The sequence below is a fragment of the Salmonella sp. 3C genome (genome assembly GCF_025426275.1).
Lineage (GTDB): Bacteria > Pseudomonadota > Gammaproteobacteria > Enterobacterales > Enterobacteriaceae > Salmonella > Salmonella enterica.
The window spans coordinates 287,184-306,302 of sequence record NZ_CP104858.1; the positions used below are offsets into that span (position 1 = coordinate 287,184).

Annotated in this window: 14 protein-coding genes, 1 tRNA gene and 4 pseudogenes; 8 read left to right on the forward strand and 11 right to left on the reverse strand. The window is 47.0% G+C overall.

Annotation, left to right across the window (positions count from 1 at the left end):
* Positions 1 to 119: 119 nt before the first annotated feature.
* On the reverse strand, positions 120 to 404 hold the full coding sequence (locus N7E69_RS01325; RefSeq protein WP_000030904.1) for a YfcZ/YiiS family protein: 285 nt from the start codon (positions 402 to 404) through the stop codon (positions 120 to 122).
* A 371-nt stretch (positions 405 to 775) separates the two neighbouring features.
* Here N7E69_RS01325 and fadL point away from each other — a divergent pair, with 371 nt between their 5' ends.
* On the forward strand, positions 776 to 2,083 hold the full coding sequence (gene fadL, locus N7E69_RS01330; RefSeq protein ID WP_001518618.1) for a long-chain fatty acid transporter FadL: 1,308 nt from the start codon (positions 776 to 778) through the stop codon (positions 2,081 to 2,083).
* Between the two features lie 60 nt (positions 2,084 to 2,143).
* On the opposite strand, the gene mlaA is transcribed toward fadL, so the two are convergent.
* Positions 2,144 to 2,899, reverse strand: a complete 756-nt coding sequence (mlaA, locus tag N7E69_RS01335; RefSeq protein ID WP_000776787.1) for a phospholipid-binding lipoprotein MlaA — start codon at positions 2,897 to 2,899, stop codon at positions 2,144 to 2,146.
* Positions 2,900 to 3,187: 288 nt separating this feature from the next.
* On the opposite strand from mlaA, the gene N7E69_RS01340 reads away from it, so the two are divergent.
* Together N7E69_RS01340 and N7E69_RS01345 are read left to right on the forward strand one after the other, a co-directional pair.
* Positions 3,188 to 4,129, forward strand: coding sequence for a formate/nitrite transporter family protein (locus tag N7E69_RS01340; RefSeq protein ID WP_000377779.1), 942 nt, complete (start codon positions 3,188 to 3,190; stop codon positions 4,127 to 4,129).
* Between the two features lie 75 nt (positions 4,130 to 4,204).
* Positions 4,205 to 4,279, forward strand: a tRNA-Arg gene (locus tag N7E69_RS01345).
* A gap of 147 nt (positions 4,280 to 4,426) precedes the next feature.
* On the opposite strand, the pseudogene N7E69_RS01350 reads toward N7E69_RS01345, so the two are convergent.
* Positions 4,427 to 5,051, reverse strand: a pseudogene (locus N7E69_RS01350) (transposase); the annotation flags it as partial.
* 320 nt (positions 5,052 to 5,371) lie between these two features.
* Between N7E69_RS01350 and N7E69_RS01355 the strand changes: the two are divergent.
* From N7E69_RS01355 to N7E69_RS01365, 3 genes and pseudogenes are all read left to right on the forward strand, one after another.
* Positions 5,372 to 5,761 (forward strand): GtrA family protein, encoded by a 390-nt coding sequence (locus N7E69_RS01355; RefSeq protein WP_001576268.1) that lies wholly within the window; start codon positions 5,372 to 5,374, stop codon positions 5,759 to 5,761.
* Positions 5,730 to 5,948: pseudogene (locus N7E69_RS01360) on the forward strand (glycosyltransferase); the annotation flags it as partial. The gene N7E69_RS01355 and the pseudogene N7E69_RS01360, both read left to right, overlap by 32 nt.
* 53 nt (positions 5,949 to 6,001) lie before the next feature.
* Positions 6,002 to 7,924: an LPS modification acyltransferase gene (locus tag N7E69_RS01365; protein ID WP_000400618.1), complete on the forward strand. Its 1,923-nt coding sequence runs from the start codon at positions 6,002 to 6,004 to the stop codon at positions 7,922 to 7,924.
* Between the two features lie 170 nt (positions 7,925 to 8,094).
* Here N7E69_RS01365 and N7E69_RS01370 read toward each other — a convergent pair.
* From N7E69_RS01370 to pgtC, 7 genes and pseudogenes are all read right to left on the reverse strand, one after another.
* Positions 8,095 to 8,541: pseudogene (locus N7E69_RS01370) on the reverse strand (transposase); the annotation flags it as partial.
* 372 nt (positions 8,542 to 8,913) lie between these two features.
* Positions 8,914 to 9,057 (reverse strand): tail spike protein, encoded by a 144-nt coding sequence (locus tag N7E69_RS01375; RefSeq protein ID WP_105789228.1) that lies wholly within the window; start codon positions 9,055 to 9,057, stop codon positions 8,914 to 8,916.
* Positions 8,996 to 9,217, reverse strand: a complete 222-nt coding sequence (locus N7E69_RS01380) for a tail spike protein (protein WP_250637931.1) — start codon at positions 9,215 to 9,217, stop codon at positions 8,996 to 8,998. The genes N7E69_RS01375 and N7E69_RS01380 overlap by 62 nt, the downstream gene beginning before the upstream one ends.
* A 194-nt stretch (positions 9,218 to 9,411) precedes the next feature.
* A complete protein-coding gene (gene pgtE / locus N7E69_RS01385) occupies positions 9,412 to 10,350 on the reverse strand; it encodes an omptin family outer membrane protease PgtE (RefSeq protein ID WP_000716011.1) in 939 nt (312 codons plus the stop codon).
* A gap of 267 nt (positions 10,351 to 10,617) precedes the next feature.
* Positions 10,618 to 11,865 carry a two-component system response regulator PgtA gene (gene pgtA / locus N7E69_RS01390; protein ID WP_000930836.1) on the reverse strand — a complete coding sequence of 416 codons (1,248 nt, stop codon included), beginning with the start codon at positions 11,863 to 11,865 and terminating at the stop codon, positions 10,618 to 10,620.
* Positions 11,855 to 13,861: a two-component system sensor histidine kinase PgtB gene (gene pgtB / locus N7E69_RS01395; RefSeq protein ID WP_108610923.1), complete on the reverse strand. Its 2,007-nt coding sequence runs from the start codon at positions 13,859 to 13,861 to the stop codon at positions 11,855 to 11,857. The genes pgtA and pgtB overlap by 11 nt, the downstream gene beginning before the upstream one ends.
* A pseudogene (gene pgtC, locus N7E69_RS01400) lies at positions 13,858 to 15,051 on the reverse strand (phosphoglycerate transport regulator PgtC). Before pgtC ends, pgtB begins: the two are co-directional and overlap by 4 nt.
* Positions 15,052 to 15,486: 435 nt before the next feature.
* On the opposite strand from pgtC, the gene pgtP reads away from it, so the two are divergent.
* Positions 15,487 to 16,878 carry a phosphoglycerate transporter PgtP gene (gene pgtP / locus N7E69_RS01405; protein ID WP_000955739.1) on the forward strand — a complete coding sequence of 464 codons (1,392 nt, stop codon included), beginning with the start codon at positions 15,487 to 15,489 and terminating at the stop codon, positions 16,876 to 16,878.
* Positions 16,879 to 17,152: 274 nt separating this feature from the next.
* Here pgtP and N7E69_RS01410 read toward each other — a convergent pair whose 3' ends face one another.
* On the reverse strand, positions 17,153 to 17,395 hold the full coding sequence (locus tag N7E69_RS01410) for a YfdY family protein (protein ID WP_000639889.1): 243 nt from the start codon (positions 17,393 to 17,395) through the stop codon (positions 17,153 to 17,155).
* 521 nt (positions 17,396 to 17,916) lie between these two features.
* Here N7E69_RS01410 and lpxP point away from each other — a divergent pair.
* A complete protein-coding gene (gene lpxP, locus N7E69_RS01415) occupies positions 17,917 to 18,837 on the forward strand; it encodes a kdo(2)-lipid IV(A) palmitoleoyltransferase (protein WP_000484428.1) in 921 nt (306 codons plus the stop codon).
* Positions 18,838 to 19,119 lie beyond the last annotated feature (282 nt).

Below are 19,119 nucleotides of genomic sequence, written 5' to 3' on the forward strand. Positions count from 1 at the left end.
TTTTTACATTTAGCCAAGCAGAGAGAAAAGAAAGTGGGAGCTAAGGCACAGTGAAGGGAAGCGACAAAAAAAGAAAACGCCTCCGCCAGATGATGACGGAGGCGTCGTGAATGAACGGATTAACGCAGGCCGAGCTGGAAGATCAGCGTTTCTGCTTCGCAGGCGAAAACAAAATCAATATCCAGACGAACGCCTTCGGATTCCTCGGTAAAGGTTGGCGTAATTTGGCAAGGTTCAGACTCCACGCTACGCGCTTTTTCGGTTAACGCCGCCAGCGTCTCTTCAGCCTCTGCGCGGGTAGCGAATACGCGGCTGTATGACGCGGTGCAATCGGAGTTGTCCATGATGGTTCCAACGTCCATACAGCAGCAAACCGGGGTTTCATCAGCACTGCATTTACTCATTTGTAGATTTCCTCTGTATTTGCACCCAGGGTGCCAGATAAACGATGGGGATATTTTACGCTCCCGGCATTCGCCTCTCCAGTCGTTAATGGTGGGAAACGCGTTAAGTGACCGAAATCACACTTAAAAATGATCTAAAACAAAAATCGCGCGATCGGGTGACCGTTAAGCCCGCCGATTTTGCCAGCCAGATCTCGTTTCTAAGATCACAATTGAAAAAACTTATAAACATACTTGCAACATTCTAGCTGGTCAGACCTATACTCTCGCCACTGGTCTGATTTCTAAGTCGTACCGCAGACCCTACACTTCGCGCTCCTGTTACAACATGTAACATAGTTTGTATAAAAATAATCAATGAGGTTATGGTCATGAGCCAGAAAACCCTGTTTACAAAGTCTGCTCTCGCAGTCGCAGTGGCAATCATCTCCACCCAGGCCTGGTCTGCAGGCTTTCAGTTAAACGAATTTTCTTCCTCTGGCCTTGGCCGGGCCTATTCGGGTGAAGGCGCAATCGCAGATGATGCGGGTAACGTTAGCCGCAACCCGGCGTTAATTACCATGTTTGACCGCCCGACGTTTTCAGCGGGCGCGGTTTATATTGATCCTGATGTTAATATTAGCGGGACATCGCCATCTCGTCGGACGTTAGATGCGGATAACATCGCGCCGACGGCCTGGGTGCCGAACGTCCATTTTGTCGCCCCGATTAACGATCAGTTTGGCTGGGGGGCTTCTATTACCTCTAACTATGGTCTGGCGACAGAGTTTAACGACACATACGCCGGCGGCTCGGTTGGCGGTACGACCGATCTTGAAACCATGAACCTGAATTTAAGCGGCGCTTATCGCTTAAATGAGGCCTGGAGCTTCGGCCTTGGCTTTGATGCGGTATACGCGCGTGCGAAAATCGAACGTTTTGCGGGCGATTTAGGCCAGTTGGTCGCGGCACAGAATCCGGCGCTGGCGCCGGTCGCGGGTCAGATTCCCAGCGACACCAAGATTGCCCACCTGAACGGTAATCAGTGGGGCTTTGGCTGGAATGCCGGTATCCTTTATGAACTGGATAAAAATAACCGCTACGCGCTGACCTACCGCTCGGAAGTCAAAATTGACTTTAAAGGCAACTACAGCAGCGATCTTCCCATCGCTATAAACCGATTTAACCTGCCTATCCCAACGGCAACCGGCGGCGCGACGCAGTCAGGCTACCTGACGCTGAATCTGCCGGAAATGTGGGAAGTGTCCGGTTATAACCGTGTGGCGCCACAGTGGGCCATCCACTATAGCCTGGCCTATACCAGCTGGAGCCAGTTCCAGGAATTGAAGGCAAAATCGACCGCCGGCGATACGCTCTTTGAGAAGCATGAAGGCTTTAAAGACGCTTATCGCATTGCGTTGGGTACCACCTATTACTACGATGACAACTGGACGTTCCGTACCGGTATCGCCTTCGATGACAGCCCGGTACCAGCGCAAAACCGTTCTATCTCTATTCCGGACCAGGACCGTTTCTGGCTGAGCGCCGGTACGACTTACGCCTTTAATAAAGATGCGTCTGTCGACGTTGGCGTCTCTTATATGCATGGTCAGAGCGTGAAAATTAATGAAGGCCCTTATCAGTTTGAATCTGAAGGGAAAGCCTGGCTGTTCGGTACTAACTTTAACTACGCGTTCTAATCTCTTTCTGAAACGGATCAAAAAGGTGAGCATTGCGCTCACCTTTTTATTTACTGCCGTTTATTCCGAGTCGATCTCTTTGAGTTCGTCCTGAATCGCCTGCGCGTTCGGGTTTTCCTGCGGCTTGAGTTTTCCGCCATTGGCGATAAAGTCATGACGCTGGAAGTACGCCTCACGCACCATAATATAAGGATCGGAAGACTGGCGCAGCAAACCATCGGAGTCCAGCAACTGCGCGCGGGTTTCTATCCCTTCGATAGTCCATTTTCCTATGGACATTGGCCAGGTCAACCACGAGAGCACCGGATACAAGGTATCCGCCATATCCCCGCCATCTTCACGCAGCGTGAAGCTGCCGTAGAACGGAAGTTGCATATAAGGCCCATACCCCACGCCATAATGGCCCAGCGTACTGCCAAAGCGATGCGGTTCAACGCGCTGCAGCTTAGGATTCGCCATTCCCGCGACGTCAATAAATCCGCCCATCCCTAATAAGGTGTTCAGGAAGAAACGGGTGAAATGCACCATACCCTGATAAGGATCGCCCTGCAGGAAATAGTTCACCATGATCGCCGGTTCTTCGAGGTTGCCGGTGAAATTACTTAAACCGTTACGCGCAGGCTGTGGAACATAATCACGCCAGGCGACCGCGACCGGCCGAACAACATACGGGTCCAGCACATTAAAGTTGAAGTTGTACATGGTGCGGTTAAACCCTTCAAATGGGTCTGAACGCCCCTGCTGTTCTGTACCGGAACTCGCACACCCGACCAGCAGTGTGGTTCCCAGCGCCAGCGCCGACAGGCGAAGCTTCATAGATGTCTCCCTGTGAATTATGGCTATCGCTGATTGCCATCCATGACGGAACGCTACCGTATCCGCCTGTTTAGGTGTGAGCGATTTTAACAGCACGTCAAACGATGTCTATATGCGCGATCTCATTGCTTTGAGCATAGCCTGGTAACGCAACAACGTGACGGCCCTATTCTAACGGAACAGATAAAAACGAGCGTGATCATTTTTATTTTTTCGGAGAATGCCCCGGCCTGGGTAAATGAAAAACCGCTACGCTTTATTAATATGTGTTAATCAGCAGAGATCATCATGGATAGCCTTAACGACGATAAAATTAACCGGCAAAGCAGTGACCTGGAAGTTGAAAGCGAAGAAAAACAAAGCGGTAAAGAGATTGAAGTGGATGAAGATCGTCTTCCTTCCCGCGCCATGGCGATTCATGAACATATTCGCCAGGATGGTGAAAAAGAGATGGAACGCGATGCGATGGCTTTGCTCTGGTCAGCCATTGCCGCAGGACTTTCTATGGGGGCATCACTCCTGGCGAAAGGGATTTTCCACGTGCAGCTTGAAGGCGTTCCCGGCGGCTTTTTACTGGAAAATCTCGGCTATACCTTTGGTTTTATCATTGTCATCATGGCCCGCCAGCAATTATTTACTGAAAATACCGTTACCGCCGTGTTGCCGGTAATGCAAAATCCCACTCTGAGTAACGTTGGCCTGCTGATGCGCTTGTGGGGCGTAGTCTTATTGGGCAACCTTATTGGCACCGGGGTTGCGGCGTGGGCATTTGAATATATGCCTATATTTGATGAAGAGACCCGCGACGCCTTTGTCAAAATTGGTATGGAGGTCATGAAAAATAGCCCAACGGAGATGTTTGCCAACGCGATTATCTCTGGCTGGATTATCGCCACAATGGTATGGATGTTTCCTGCAGCAGGCGGGGCAAAGATTGTGGTCATTATTTTGATGACCTGGCTTATCGCGCTGGGCGATACCACCCATATTGTCGTCGGTTCCGTTGAAATTTTGTATTTGGTTTTCAACGGCACGCTGCCCTGGAGCGACTTTCTCTGGCCCTTCGCCCTTCCCACACTTGCCGGAAATATCTGCGGCGGCACTTTTATTTTCGCATTGATGAGCCACGCGCAGATCCGCAACGATATGAGCAATAAGCGTAAGGAAGAAGCGAGGCTACGCGGCGAGCGCCTGGAACGGGAGCGGAAAAAAGCGGAAAAACAGCGCTGAGTGGCGACGGTTTAACCAGTCAGGCGGCGCTACACTTACTCCGGCGAATAAAAAACGCTATACTGGCGCCGCGTTGTCCCCTTAGTTAAATGGATATAACGAGCCCCTCCTAAGGGCTAGTTGCAGGTTCGATTCCTGCAGGGGACACCATGACCTCTTTTACCCACCTCTCACAAATCTCAGCAACCCCACACCACACAAGGCGTTGCAGCGTTTTTGATGTCTTATGATTTCCAGCGAATAGTGCCTATAAACATAACGAAAAGCATCCCTTTAAAGTACCCTCTCGCTGTTAGAACTTAACCAAAAGTTAGCACCTTCACTTTCCGACAGATATAGGCCCAGAACTTCTTTTTTGCCTTCCAGATTCAGTGCCAGAACGGTATAAACCGCCTTGCTCTGATAACGGCCATCCTCACGGTTTTTATAATGAATAGCGTCCAGCCAGACGACGGGATAAACCTTCTCCAGCGGGCGCTGTTGCCACTGTTTTAGTTCAGGGATGACTTTATCGGTACTGCACTGACGGTGGCGGTTGAAACGCTGAAGGCATAAAGATCTTCACTCTCCCGGCCGATGTCCTGATAACTCATCTCCAGCGCAAACAGTCGAATGATATTGCGCTCGATCTCGTCGTACAGGGGGTCTGAAGCTTCTTCACCAGTTATGGCTCAAAAGTGCCGTTACGATTGCGCGGAGTTGCCAGTTCAAAACTGCCTGTTGGGGCTTTAATGGCTTTTTGCCGGAACCATTTTTACGGTTTGCCTCAACATCCTGAGCCAGATGGGAATCAAGTTCAGCAGACAGGGTAGACTCGGTTAAATACTTGATTAATGGCGTTAAAATGCCATCTTTGCCCGTTAATGCCTGGCCGGACCTGAAGGGCTTTAAGTGCTTTGTCGAAATCGAAGGGATGGGACATGTGCCATTCTTTTTTATTTTATGTTACTAAAATTATACAGAATTTTTAACGCTCCCCCTCCCCCCAGCACTTCCACCCTTTCAAGTACCTCTCCCTGAAAAAAAATGCAAAGCCTTGTAAGACGATGCAAAGCTTTACATGTCCCGTTTTTATTCCAAGACGCTTGGCAATCAGCAATACCAATTGATCGATAACATCGATCAATATATTAAAACTCAATAGTTAAAAACTATTAAAAATACAATTATTGATCGCTTATATCGATCAAACCAATTTGTAGTGCTACACTCCAGACCTTTCTGAATCTGATAATTTTCATAATGTTGAAGTTATTCGCTAAGTACACATCGATCGGTGTTCTTAACATGCTCATTCATTGGAGAGTATTTGCTTTCTGTATGTATGGGATGCATACGCATCAGGCGCTGACGAACTTTTCCGATTTTGTTATCGCTGTATCGTTCAGCTTCTATGCTAATGCGCGCTTCACCTTTAATGCCAGCACTACTGCAATTCGCTACATGATGTATATGGGATTCATGGGAGCACTGAGCGCTGTTGTTGGATGGATGGCTGACCAATGTTCTTTGCCACCATTGGTTACCCTCATCACTTTCTCGGCAATTAGCCTGGTATGCGGCTTTATCTATTCCAGATTCTTTATCTTCAGGGATAAAAATGAAAATCTCTCTTGTCGTCCTAGTTTTTAACGAAGAAGACACGATACCGATTTTCTATAGAACGGTACATGAGTTTAATGAACTTGAAAAATATAAAGTTGAGATTATTTTTATTAATGACGGAAGTAAAGATGTGACAGAGTCAATAATTAAAATAATAGCCGTATCTGATCCACTCGTCATTCCGTTTTCGTTTACACGAAACTTCGGGAATGATGCAAGATGCACAACCATTTTATTAATCTTTTTTTAAAATTGAGGTAATTTAAGTTGGAACACTTAAAATACAGACCTGATATAGATGGATTACGCGCAATAGCGGTTTTATCTGTGGTAATATTCCATTATTTCCCATCATTATTGCCGGGTGGGTTTGTTGGAGTAGATATATTCTTTGTGATATCTGGATACCTTATAACATCAATAATATTAAAATCTGCATCAAACAAATCATTTTCATACCTTGATTTCTATAAAAGGAGAGTGCTTAGAATATTTCCAGCATTATCCATAGTTCTTGTATCATGTCTTATTGTTGGCTGGGTTTATTTATTCCAGGATGATTACAAATTACTTGGTAAGCATGTTTTTAGCGGCTCATTCTTTATATCAAACTTTACTCTTTGGAGTGAGTCTGGCTATTTTGATTCAAAGTCATACCTTAAACCTTTACTACATTTGTGGTCACTGGGAATTGAAGAGCAATTTTATATAATATGGCCAGTAGTTATATTGCTATGCTTTAGAAGCAAAAACCATAACAGAAACATAGTATTATCATGCGCAACTATATTTTTAATTAGCTATGCGATTAGCATTTTTACAATGGCATCTGATGGCGGAGCTAATTACTACTCTCCCGCATCAAGATTTTGGGAGTTAATGGCTGGAGCGATTATATCCACATTGAGATTTATAGGAATAAACACTTCGTTATCAAAATTAATGTCCCTGTTAGGAATTATACTAATCGCATTATCAATAACCATGATAGATGAAAAGATGTCATTTCCTGGATATATAGCAATAATCCCAGTACTTGGCGCCTCTCTTATAATAGCATCTAATGGTAATGATTTAGTTGTGTCGAAATTGCTTAGTGTTAGGCCTGTTGTTTTCTTTGGTCTTATTAGCTATCCTCTTTATTTGTGGCATTGGCCTATTTATTCATTCTATCGTTCAATATTTGCTGGTTCACCAGACTACCATGAATTAATTCTTCTTTTATTATCATCGTTCTTTTTGGCGATATTAACTTATTATTTAATTGAAAAACCACTGAGAAATGCCAGAAATAAATATATCACAGCAATATTATTAGCATTATCAGTATTTGGGACAGGTTTAATTGGCGCATTTATTTTTCATATAAATGGAGTTAAAGACAGGGAAATCAATAAATCAGCAGGTGAATATGCTTCTGTTACTGACGTGTACAATTATTATAAATATGGAGAACTACTCCGTGGAGGGATATGCCACTCAGTACAACTTACTGCTGCCATATCCAATGGATGTATAAAAAATGGCAAGCATAATATATTTATCATTGGTGATTCTTATGCGGCGGCTCTTTTCAATGGACTTTCTCATTATATAGATAATAAAGGTTCTGATTATATAATGAGCCAAATGACAGATGGTAACGCTCCTCCTCTATTTGTTGACGGTAAAGATGATTTACAGAGAAGTGTCATCACTCTAAACAATAATAGAATTAATGAAATTAAACGTGTTCAGCCTGAGGTGGTTCTGCTGACATGGTCAGTTCGAGGAACAAATGGAGTACATGATAAAAAGTTAGCAATTGATACGTTATCATTAACCATAAAAAAAATTAAAGAGGCATCCCCTGACTCAAGGATTATTTTCATTGGACCAGTCCCGGAATGGAATGCAAATTTAGTTAAAATAATATCTAACTACCTGAGTGAGTTTAAAAAAAACCCACCATTGTATATGACATATGGATTAAATAGTGAAATAAGCGAGTGGGACTCTTACTTTAGTAACAATGTTCCAAAAATGGGAATTGAATATATATCAGCATACAAAGCATTATGTAACGAAAGTGGATGTCTTACAAGAGTTGGTAATGGTCCTGATTTTATCACTGCCGTTGATTGGGGACATTTAACAAAGCCTGGTTCTGATTTCCTTTTTAATAAAATCGGAAATAAAATAATCAAATAGATAGGCTGTTACTATTACATATAAATCCAATATAGAACCTGCCAGTCATACTGTGTAACTGCCACTATATTAACGGTGATCGCTCAGGCGGTCACCGAACTCGATAATAAAGCGACTCATTGCCAGCGACCAGTCCTGGATCGGCATACTCCATTTTTTGACGCCCCTTTGACCAACTCTTTTACTGCGGCGGTGATCTTAAGTATCAGCATGGGCGACACATCAGCGTTGTACATCTCTTTGAAGGTGGCGATGATTTCGCGGGTAGTCATGTCATGCCTTTGGCATAAAGGGATAAATCTGACTGTCCATCTCGTAATACGCGTCTGATGCTCCTTAATCAGCTGCAGTTCAAAGGTATTTTCACGGTCACGCAGCATGTTCAGCACTATCTCGCCGCCATCATACAGCACCGTTTTTAATGAGTAGCCATTGTGGGAGTTTGAGCTCGTTTTAGGAGCATTTTTCTCATGCCCGAGATGGTCAGCCAGCTCAGCATTGAGCGCCGTTTCGACGGTTAATGTCGTCAGCATATGGGAAAACTGACTGAGGTCGGCTTCAGTTTTAAGACCTTTAGCCAGTTCAGCCGCAAGAGCTGTGAGTTTCTTTTCGTCCATAATTGCCTTTCTCCTTTGCTGGAGTGAATATATAATAATCAGACAATTACATAATTTTTAATTACAATCTCCCAATACTTATATTTTACCCCCATATTCATTACACGTTCAAAGTGTTGTTAACGTTAATCTAACTAATTATCCATTAGGTATTTCCCCTAAAGACCTTAACGAAGCCGAATTATTTTTGCATGTGACACAAAACATGAGTAATCTTTTATAAATTTATCTGACACGATATTAGAACTAACGACATCTCAACTACCATACAATCTTTATAGTTAACTATTAAGGATGCGGGGTCTGACAGATTACCAGATGGTGTTTGTTTTATGTCAATGAGTCTCAAACCATTAATAATGCAACCACTTTCTACAAACAATTAGTTAGTGTTAAAGTTTTAGTATCGATTACAGAAATATATGTGAATGCCTTCCCATATGTGTACCATAGATCACCAGACCCTGCGCAATCTTGCATAAGAATGTTCGATACATAACTTCCCCAGCCATCCATACCAAGACCAACACTCTATGAACCAATGGCAACGAGACCATCGACTAAATGATTTGTTGGTAGTTGGTAGTTGGTGTACCGGATATTCTGATAGCGAATAGTTGCCTGGTCTATCTTTTTCATTTCCGATATCTGCCCAAAGGTTGAAGCAGTCCCACAAAAAGTATATGGAAAGTAACTTTCTGAATTGAAGTTTATAACATCTGGATGAGGTCCCCCTCTACTGTTCCTTGCCACGTCTTAACGCCAAACCCGCCAGATCTATATGAGGTAAACACAATATCACCGGACATGCCATACGTTCAGCAAAAAGTCGTCATCGGCCGGTTATGACCGATGACATCCTGATGTGGTCTAGAAGCGGTACTGCAACCCCGCGGTAACCGTATAGTTATTATTAGCTATACCTGCGGCATCGCCACCAAAATACGCCGTATCACCGCTGGTTTTATCTATGATTTGCGTACCGCCCTTACCTTCTTCATATTTACTGTAAGCGAACTCAGCAAAGATTTTTGCATTACTGGTAATATAATATCCGGCGTCAATAGACGCGCCATAATATCGTGAATTTTCCGTTTTTTCACGGAAGGTAAGTTTGCGCATGTAGTGTTCGTCATTATCATGCGCATTTACCCAGTCGCTGTATTTAAACAGTACATTACACTCAAAGTCATTAATACGATAATCACCCGCCAGCCCGATATAGGGCATTTCGAAACGCTGGCTATAACCTATACCGCGCACGCCATGAGGAAAGTTACCAATATACCGACCATTATCATAAATATAAGACCCGCCTCTTGCCGTCCAGCTAAAACGGGTTTCCTGATAGCCCGCTGTCACGCCCGCCTTGTAGTTATCGCCCTGCAATAACCAACCTTTCACATTCAAATCGTATTCATTAGCATAGTTGGCGCTGGTGTCCGGATGAATTGAACGATCGGTCCAGCCAGGCTGCTCACTGCTCATCCAGTCATGGTCAACCATATGACCCGATCCCGACGCCAAAGACGTCCAGCCGCGGGCGTCCAGCGTCATGAACGAATAGGGTTCCCATGATAAATCCCCCTGCAACGTGGCGACATTTTTTATTTTCCAGTCCAGTTGACTCAGCTTCCGCCCGGTGTCGGTATCATAAACCAGCTCCCTGGATTTACCATTTAACACCCCCACAGAAAGGGATGTCGTGACGCTATCAGGAGAGACGTCCGGAATAAATAAGGTAGACTCCGCATAAACCGACTCAGAAAATACGGCGATCATCATTACTGCAATAGCATGTTTTTTCATTTCTCTTGTCCTCATATTCAGATGTAATCTGGAGAGGTGATGAAGTTTTCATCTTGTCAAATCGTCGGACAAGAGTACATTTATTACGCCAGAGAACTTGACGCATTTTTACCTTATATTGAAGTTAAGAAATAGAATTTGATGCTCAGGTGAATAATAAGCAATCTATAATCATGATGGAATGATTTACCATTACGGTGATGCGACGTTATCTGGCTAACGACATCGTTGCTGTTGTTGTCAGCCAGATTGAAAGTAACTGTAATATCAGAATTTATAATGCTCTTTACTTAGACCATATTTTTTCATGCGCAGATAAAGTTTTTTACGGGGAATTTGCAGATACTCCGCCACTTCATTAATTCGTCCCTGATGAATATTTAATGCTTCGGTAATAATTTGTCGCTCATACTCTTCAACGCGCCGGTCAAGCGGGGTCGGCTCCTGAAGAAGCAACTGCGGGTTGACCGTTTCCGCCAGCGGCAGCACGCCAACAGCAAAAAGCTCTGCCGCATTAGCCAGTTCGCGCACATTGCTTGGCCAGGCGCGTCGCATTATTCCTTTCAGTAATTCCCCCGCTATTTCCGGCACTGGATGATTGAGCCGCAGGCAGGCTTTTCGAAGATAATGGCGAAATAACGGTTCGATATCATCCGGTCGCTGAGAAAGAGACTGGCAGGCGATTTGGGTCATGGCGAAACAGTAGTAAAGCTCGGCCGCAATCTGGTTAGCTGCCGCCTGCTCCACCAGCGAAGCGCTGCCAACGCCCACCAAACGAAAAGGCCGATGCTCCAAGCTTTGTAAACGCGCCAGATGGTGCTGCTGTTCGCGTGTCAGATATTCGGGATGACTCAACACCAGCGTACCTCCTTGCGCCTGGTCGATGAATGTCTCCAACTGCCCGGCATTCTCCGGCGTGAGTTCATAGCGTACAAACGGCCCTTTCGCGTTACGCCCCAGTTGATGGAGATAACGGGCGCCAGTCATACGTCCAGTGCCATGCTCACCGTAAAACCATACGGCAATGTCCGTTTCCGCCAGTTGTTGTAACCGTTGTCGAAACTGATTCATCCACTCGCTGCGCCCAATCAGTTCAACCTGTAACGTCTGCTGGCAATATTGCCGCCGTGCAATGACCGACCGGCGCTGGCGTAGCGCGTCTTCAATTAATATCAACAGCTTGCCCGGATCGACGGGTTTTTGCAGAAAATCCCAGGCGCCCTTTTTCACCGCATCAACCGCCATCGGTACATCGCCATGTCCGGTAATCAATAAGATTGGCAGTTGATCGTCATCCTGATGAAACAGCGTCATAAGATCGATACCGGAACACCCCGGCATACACACATCGCTCAAAACGATCCCCTCCCAATCCGCTTCTACCCACTCTTTGGCCTCGAAAGGATGGGTAAAGCCACGCACGCGGTAGCCTGCCTGCTCAAGCATTTGGGTGTAGGCGTCAAGTACATCAACGTCATCATCAATCAGCAAAATAGAACATTCATCATTCAACATCATCGACATCCGTTACAGAGAATTGCAGCACCACGCAAGCGTTACGCGTCAGCGTCGACGCCAGACGCAGGTCGCCCTTCATTTGCGCCATCAGCGACACGCTAATCGACAGCCCAATACCCAACCCGACAGCTTTACTGGTAGTAAACGGCTTGAGTAAAGAGGGCAACAGCGCCACAGGCCAGCCAGGGCCGTTATCTGCAATATAAACCTCCAGCGCCTCTCCCTGCGTCTGCCATGTCACCGCGATCGCCGCATCATGCGAACAGGCGTCAAGCGCATTCGCCAGCACATTCACCAGAACCTGCTGAATACGCACTTCATCGCCGCTAACCCATACGGTGTCGGTTGGCAGTGAAAGCGCTCCCTGCCGGGATTGGTGACGCATGGCTAATAACTCCCATGCCGCCACGAAGGTTTGGCGCAGATCAACGGGATACAATGGCGTTTCCAGCTCCGCCCGGCGGGTAAACTGCCGCAGCGAACGGATAATGGCGTCAATCCGGTTAATGAGCCCTTCCGCTTTGGTGAGCGTATTTCTCGCCTGTCCGCTCTGACCTTGTTCAATCGCGCGTCCCGCCGTAAATAAATACATTGAAAGCGCATTCAGCGGCTGGTTAATTTCATGCGCCAGCGTGGTCATGGTCTGGCCGACTACCGCCAGTTTCGCCGTCTGAATCAACTCATCCTGCATGGCGCGCAGGTCGGCTTCTATCTCTTTGCGCTCGGCGACCTCTTGTTCAAGCTGCCTGCGTTGCATATTGAGCTGGCCCAGCGTATGACGTAGCAAACGGGCTATCCGTCCTAGCTCATCGCGCCCGTAAACCGGGATAGTCGAGTCGGTTCTCCCCAGCCCTATCTGTACCACAGCCTGATTAAGCGCGGTAAAACGCTTTACCAGCCGGGAACGGATAAAATAGTGGTTGAGTCCCCAGGCCAGCAGCAACGCCAGGAGCGTCGCCACTAAAATAAGCCCGCCGCTAACGCGAACAATCTGTTCCAGGCGTTGATTGAACGTCTGCATTTGCTGGTGACTACTACCTAACTGCGCCTCAAGCAGCGTGCGAAAGCGCCCTAGCGTAGCCTCTCTGGCGCGGCTGGCGTCCAGTAAGGCTTTTTGCGCCGCAACATAATCGCGCATGGTATCGGGCATCTTATTTTTTACCATCCCGATTTCCAATAGTTCGTCGATGGTTTGCCGCAGCGTGATCGTACTGGGCCAGTCATCCAGCGCACGAATATTCTCATCCGCCGTTTTTTTTAGGTTTTCCAGATAGCGAATATGGGTCTCCACCAGCATCCCGTCATTATTGCCGGACTTGAGCTCATTCAATCTGTCGCGCAGGTCATCAACAATCTGATTTTCAATTCGCGCCAGGGTATATACCTGCTGCTGCTCGTTCTGCACCTCGCGCGAACGTTGCAAATACTGCGCTGCATCGCCCTGATTCGCCTCAATTTGATCGAGTAGCGTCCCTTGCTGCCAGGTAAAATCCTGTACCAGCGAATTTAGCTCCGTGGTGAAATCATCATGGAGCCAGTCGATGCGAGCGGAAAGCTCACTGACTTTCTCCCGCACCAAAAACATGTTGTAGAGGGCGTTGTCCAGCTCCGCCAGCAAGGTCCGGCTATCCTGTAAAATGACGGCCAGTTGCCGGCGCTCAGCAAGCTGAAGCCCCTGGCTGAGACGCTCAATCTTATCCAGATGCTGAATAATCTGCGTACGTAACTGCAAACGTACCGTCGTGTTCGGCGCCAGCAAAAATTCATTGAGTTGATCCACAGCCAGATTCAGGTTCCCCTCAATTAAAAAAGCGGAGTGGATGCGAGGAAAATATTCATCAAGCAAATAGCGAACCTGCGAACTTTGCTCATGCCAGGAATAAAGGCTGACCATACTGACAATCAGCGTCAGTAATGCGCCCGTTAAAAATGCACCCCGTAAACTGTTGCTGATACTGAGCTGACGAAGCCGTTGCAATAATCTCCCCTTCATTTCAGCTCTTCCAGTTTGTGAATCGCTAGCCGCTGATTGTTCAGAAACCAGATCTGCCACTCCATCATTTTTTGTTCGGCAAAGCTTTTATTATCAAACTGCGCCAGCCAGGTTTCATCCTCGCTGCTTGCCGCATCCACCGGGACGCTGGTCAATAAGGCTCTGATTTCAGGTAAGGGGCGTTTAAGCCGCGTTTCTGCGCTATGCAACGCTCGCCATGCATCTTTAAGCTGCGCGAGACGAAAACTGATCGCGGTATCAAACATGCGTTGTACCAGTTGCTGACGCTTCAGGATCAGACGATAGTTCAACGGCGGCTGGGCCATCAAACGCTGTTGTTGCGCGGCGCGAGGATTATCGGCGCTAAGCGGTGCGACGGGATACTTACCGGTATTCGCGTCAGCCAGTATCCTTTGCCCTTTCGGACTTAATAAGTAATGAATAAAAGCACGCGCTTCGTCTGCATGACGGCTGTTTTTCAACACCGCGACGTAAGTGGGCGACACCGCAGAATACGGGAAATAGGTAAAAGCAAGATTAGGATCGTTAAGTAGCAAATTAGCATAGTTATCAATGACCGGCCCGGCAACGCCAAGCCCGCTTTTGATTTTATCCGCTACGCCGAAACTGCGAGAGGAAATCGTGACCAAATTACCCGAGATTGCCAGCAGCGTCGCCCATCCTGCCGTCCAGCCTTTTTGCTGCAACAGCGACTCCACCATCAAATGATTCGTGTCTGAACGTGACGGACTGCTCATTAATAGAGCGCCCTAGTAACTGGGCAGGCCCATATCCTGCCAGTCAGCAGGCGGCGGAAGATGGCGCGCAGCGAGCGCTGAACGGTTGATCAATAGCCCAAATCCGGATACCGCTACCGCCACTGAAGTTGAGCGGATAGAACGCGGCACCAGCTTCTGGCTGGCGGCAGGCGCGCTATCTAATAGCGCCAGCTTTTGGTGCTCCTGAAGGTGTTGCAACAGCATGGGGGATGACGTCAGGATCAGATCGACATTTTCCGCATTCGCCGTATCAAGTAATTGCTCTAAAGAACCGCTGGTACGGTTGAGCGTACGAATCATGACGGAACCCGGCTCCGTCTGCCAGCGCTGGATAATCCAGGCGGTCGCGCTGGGTGAAAAGGTCGTTGCCATCACCAGCTCGCGGCTGTACGCCTGGCAAGAACCGAACATTGCCGCCAGCCATAGCGTAAAAGCGCCCACTCTGGCGAAACGACTACAGCATGAGAAAAGTCGATTTGTGATCCCGTTCATAAATATCGATATCACATAAAGAAAATATTGAGACAAAACTTACCCTTTTATTTCTGTTGGCATCCAGAACAACGTTATTTGAATAATAACGGGTCCGTCGCCCGAAAACATCAATAAAGCGTATCAGATCACTGGCAGCAAATTTGTTAATATCCGCACATGCTAACGATAAAACGGCCATGCCAATAATTAAAGTTTCACCACACCCTTCAGGATGGGTCAAAAATAACCTTTAAATTCACCCAATTGAGTCAATTTTGACACATTTCTTCGACTTGAATTTTATTGTCACTCCTTTCACTCTACCGACAAAACCTCCTGATGTTCATCTCACTATAAAATACAGGTGACTCCATGTTAACAATATTAAAAACAGGGCAATCGGCGCATAAAGTCCCACCGGAAAAAGTCCAGGCCACATATGGTCGATATCGTATACAGGCATTGTTAAGCGTATTTCTGGGATATCTCGCTTACTATATAGTCAGAAACAATTTCACATTATCGACGCCTTATTTAAAAGAGCAATTGGATCTCAGCGCTACGCAAATCGGCCTGCTGAGTAGCTGTATGCTTATTGCTTACGGAATCAGTAAAGGCGTAATGAGCAGTCTGGCGGATAAAGCCAGCCCAAAAGTCTTCATGGCGTGCGGTCTGGTACTCTGCGCGATTGTTAACGTTGGGCTGGGATTCAGTAGCGCATTCTGGATATTTGCCGCTCTGGTGGTCTTCAATGGCCTTTTTCAGGGCATGGGCGTCGGCCCCTCGTTTATTACTATTGCAAACTGGTTCCCTCGTCGGGAACGCGGACGCGTAGGCGCCTTCTGGAATATCTCGCATAACGTTGGCGGCGGGATCGTCGCGCCTATCGTCGGTGCGGCTTTTGCGATATTGGGCAACGAACACTGGCAAAGCGCCAGTTATATCGTTCCGGCCTGCGTCGCCGTCATTTTTGCCTTAATTGTTCTGGTCTTGGGAAAAGGTTCGCCACGCGAAGAAGGTCTTCCCTCACTGGAACAGATGATGCCGGAAGAAAAAGTCGTACTGAAAACGAAGAATACGGCAAAAGCGCCGGAAAATATGAGCGCATGGCAAATCTTCTGTACTTATGTGCTGCGCAATAAAAATGCCTGGTATATTTCGCTGGTGGATGTCTTCGTCTATATGGTGCGGTTTGGCATGATTAGCTGGTTGCCTATCTATCTGTTGACAGTAAAACACTTTTCAAAAGAACAGATGAGCGTCGCGTTTCTCTTTTTCGAGTGGGCGGCGATTCCCTCCACGCTACTGGCAGGCTGGCTGTCAGATAAACTGTTTAAGGGCCGCAGAATGCCGTTAGCCATGATTTGCATGGCGCTGATTTTTGTCTGTCTGATCGGATACTGGAAAAGTGAATCTTTGCTGATGGTAACGATTTTCGCCGCCATTGTAGGTTGTCTGATTTACGTCCCGCAGTTCCTCGCGTCCGTACAGACAATGGAGATAGTCCCCAGCTTTGCCGTAGGTTCCGCCGTCGGTTTACGTGGGTTCATGAGCTATATTTTCGGCGCCTCGTTGGGCACCAGCCTGTTTGGTGTAATGGTGGATAAACTTGGCTGGTACGGCGGATTTTATCTTCTGATGGGCGGCATCGTGTGCTGCATTCTATTCTGTTACCTCTCCCATCGCGGCGCGCTGGAACTGGAACGCCAGCGCCAGAATGCGTTACATAATCAGGACTCACTGCAGCTTGCGGACGCGCAATAAACGATTAGCCTTCCCGAGGAACAGAAGCGCCGACATTGTCGGCGCTATCTATTCGCTGACATCGTGTATACCCAAAATAATTCGAGTTGCTTAAAAGCGGCAAGGGAGTGAGTCCCCAGTAGCATAGATAACGATGTGACTGGGGTGAACGACAAATCTGCCGGGAACAGATTTGAACGTCGCGTGCGACGGCCGTCAGGGCGAGGCCCATCGATGGGCCGAGTAATCCGTAGCCAACACATCAGCAACTTGAAGTATGAAGGGTATGTACTGACTAACGCTTACCGTATCCCACCATAAAGCGAATAATTAACCCACATGCCGGTGCGAGAAAAAGCAATAATCCGCTAACGATGTCATCGCCATCCTGCAACCATACATTGAGTAAATAAATCAGCGCGGCAAGGATAACCATTCCCGTAAAAGAAGAAACCGCAGAAAAAGCCCCCATCACCTGACCGATATAGCCACTCACGGCAAGTATACTTATTGCAAGAAATGTCCATAAATAGATCATCTATAATACCTCCTGTCTATGGCAAGGCTTCCATATAGCCTTACGGTCCCTCTCACTTCTCCTTTAAGATAAACCTTATCAGCCCGTCATTTCCATAACATTTATCTCACATTTTATTTTTTTAATCATTTTTCAATGACCTTCGTCTGAAATAAAATTATCACTGTAAAAACAATGCATTAAAAATAATGATTAGCTTATTTTTGCTACGGGAGAAATATTTACGCTTCTTGATAAAGAATTTCTGGGCGCGAGTAAATAACTGGTGGTACATTAGCCTGCCTGGCGTTCATGCCCTCGTGGTTTAGTACTGACTTAGTTTTACACTCCTTACGGGAACCATTGTCGTACATGATGGCCTAACTATACGTAAATCATTCAAGTTACCCTGATGAGCTTACTCAAGTAAGTGCTTCGGATAAGCTAACGCAACTTGAAGGATGATGCGTATTTCAGAGTGTACCGCTGCGGATAATGACTCTTCTGCGATACATTATTTTCGTATCTACAGAAGGTATTTTATGTTTCCTCAAAGCAAATTTTCACGCGCGTTTTTGCACCCGCGCTACTGGCTGACGTGGTTTGGCGTTGGCGTCCTCTGGTTACTGGTGCAGCTTCCCTACCCGGTTTTGCGTTTTCTGGGCACCCGCACCGGTAAACTGGCGCGCCCCTTCCTGAAGCGACGTGAGTCAATCGCCCAGAAAAATATTGAACTCTGTTTTCCGACCCTCTCCCGGGAAGAAAGGGAAAAACTGATCGCCGAGAATTTCCACTCTCTTGGCATGGCGCTGCTTGAAACGGGCATGGCCTGGTTCTGGCCTGATAACCGGGTTCGCAAATGGTTTGATGTGGACGGGCTGGACAACCTTACCCGTGCGCAGGCGCAAAATCGCGGCGTAATGGTCGTTGGCGTGCATTTTATGTCGCTGGAATTGGGAGGCCGGGTAATGGGTCTCTGCCAGCCGATGATGGCGACCTATCGTCCGCATAACAATCCGCTCATGGAGTGGGTGCAGACGCGCGGTCGTATGCGCTCAAATAAAGCGATGATCGGCAGAAACAATCTGCGCGGCATTGTGGGCGCGCTAAAAAAAGGGGAAGCCGTTTGGTTTGCTCCCGACCAGGACTACGGCCCTAAAGGCAGCTCCTTTGCGCCATTTTTCGCGGTTGAAAACGTCGCCACCACCAACGGCACCTATGTACTGTCCAGGCTGTCTGGCGCCGCCATGTTGACCGTTACAATGGTAAGGAAATCCGATAACTCGGGTTATCGTCTGTATATTACCCCTGAAATGGAAGGTTACCCGGCAGATGAAAATCAAGCCGCTGCCTATATGAATAAAATTATTGAGAAAGAGATCATGCGCGCCCCGGAGCAATATCTCTGGATCCATCGCCGTTTCAAGACTCGCCCGTTGGGGGAAGCGTCACTCTACATCTGAAAAAGGCCGCAAGGCCTTTTATTTTGGCATTTCGCATTGTCATAATATTCATATCGTAAATTACTCATTCCTGCTTTTAGCGATAAGTCTCCTGTTTACAGGCGATTTTTTACTGTGTCGGCGGCGTCGCTCAATAGCGATTCATCACTGTCAGAAATTAAACTGTCGCCGATTCCCGACACTTGTAAGTTACTAAAAGTAAATAAGAAAATGCCTCTTGTTTCACCTCGCTTTTAGGCGTACATTAGCGCCGTCTGGAGCGATGACGCGCAGAATTCTGAG

Bases quoted from the DNA above. Each gene is read 5' to 3' on its own strand.
- lpxP (WP_000484428.1), top strand. From the start codon at position 17,917: ATGTTTCCTCAAAGCAAATTTTCACGCGCGTTTTTGCACCCGCGCTAC.
- N7E69_RS01410 (WP_000639889.1), bottom strand. From the start codon at position 17,395: ATGATCTATTTATGGACATTTCTTGCAATAAGTATACTTGCCGTGAGT.
- N7E69_RS01325 (WP_000030904.1), bottom strand. From the start codon at position 404: ATGAGTAAATGCAGTGCTGATGAAACCCCGGTTTGCTGCTGTATGGAC.
- pgtA (WP_000930836.1), bottom strand. From the start codon at position 11,865: ATGTTGAATGATGAATGTTCTATTTTGCTGATTGATGATGACGTTGAT.
- pgtB (WP_108610923.1), bottom strand. From the start codon at position 13,861: ATGAAGGGGAGATTATTGCAACGGCTTCGTCAGCTCAGTATCAGCAAC.
- N7E69_RS01375 (WP_105789228.1), bottom strand. From the start codon at position 9,057: ATGGATGGCTGGGGAAGTTATGTATCGAACATTCTTATGCAAGATTGC.
- fadL (WP_001518618.1), top strand. From the start codon at position 776: ATGAGCCAGAAAACCCTGTTTACAAAGTCTGCTCTCGCAGTCGCAGTG.
- mlaA (WP_000776787.1), bottom strand. From the start codon at position 2,899: ATGAAGCTTCGCCTGTCGGCGCTGGCGCTGGGAACCACACTGCTGGTC.
- pgtE (WP_000716011.1), bottom strand. From the start codon at position 10,350: ATGAAAAAACATGCTATTGCAGTAATGATGATCGCCGTATTTTCTGAG.
- N7E69_RS01355 (WP_001576268.1), top strand. From the start codon at position 5,372: ATGTTGAAGTTATTCGCTAAGTACACATCGATCGGTGTTCTTAACATG.
- pgtP (WP_000955739.1), top strand. From the start codon at position 15,487: ATGTTAACAATATTAAAAACAGGGCAATCGGCGCATAAAGTCCCACCG.
- N7E69_RS01340 (WP_000377779.1), top strand. From the start codon at position 3,188: ATGGATAGCCTTAACGACGATAAAATTAACCGGCAAAGCAGTGACCTG.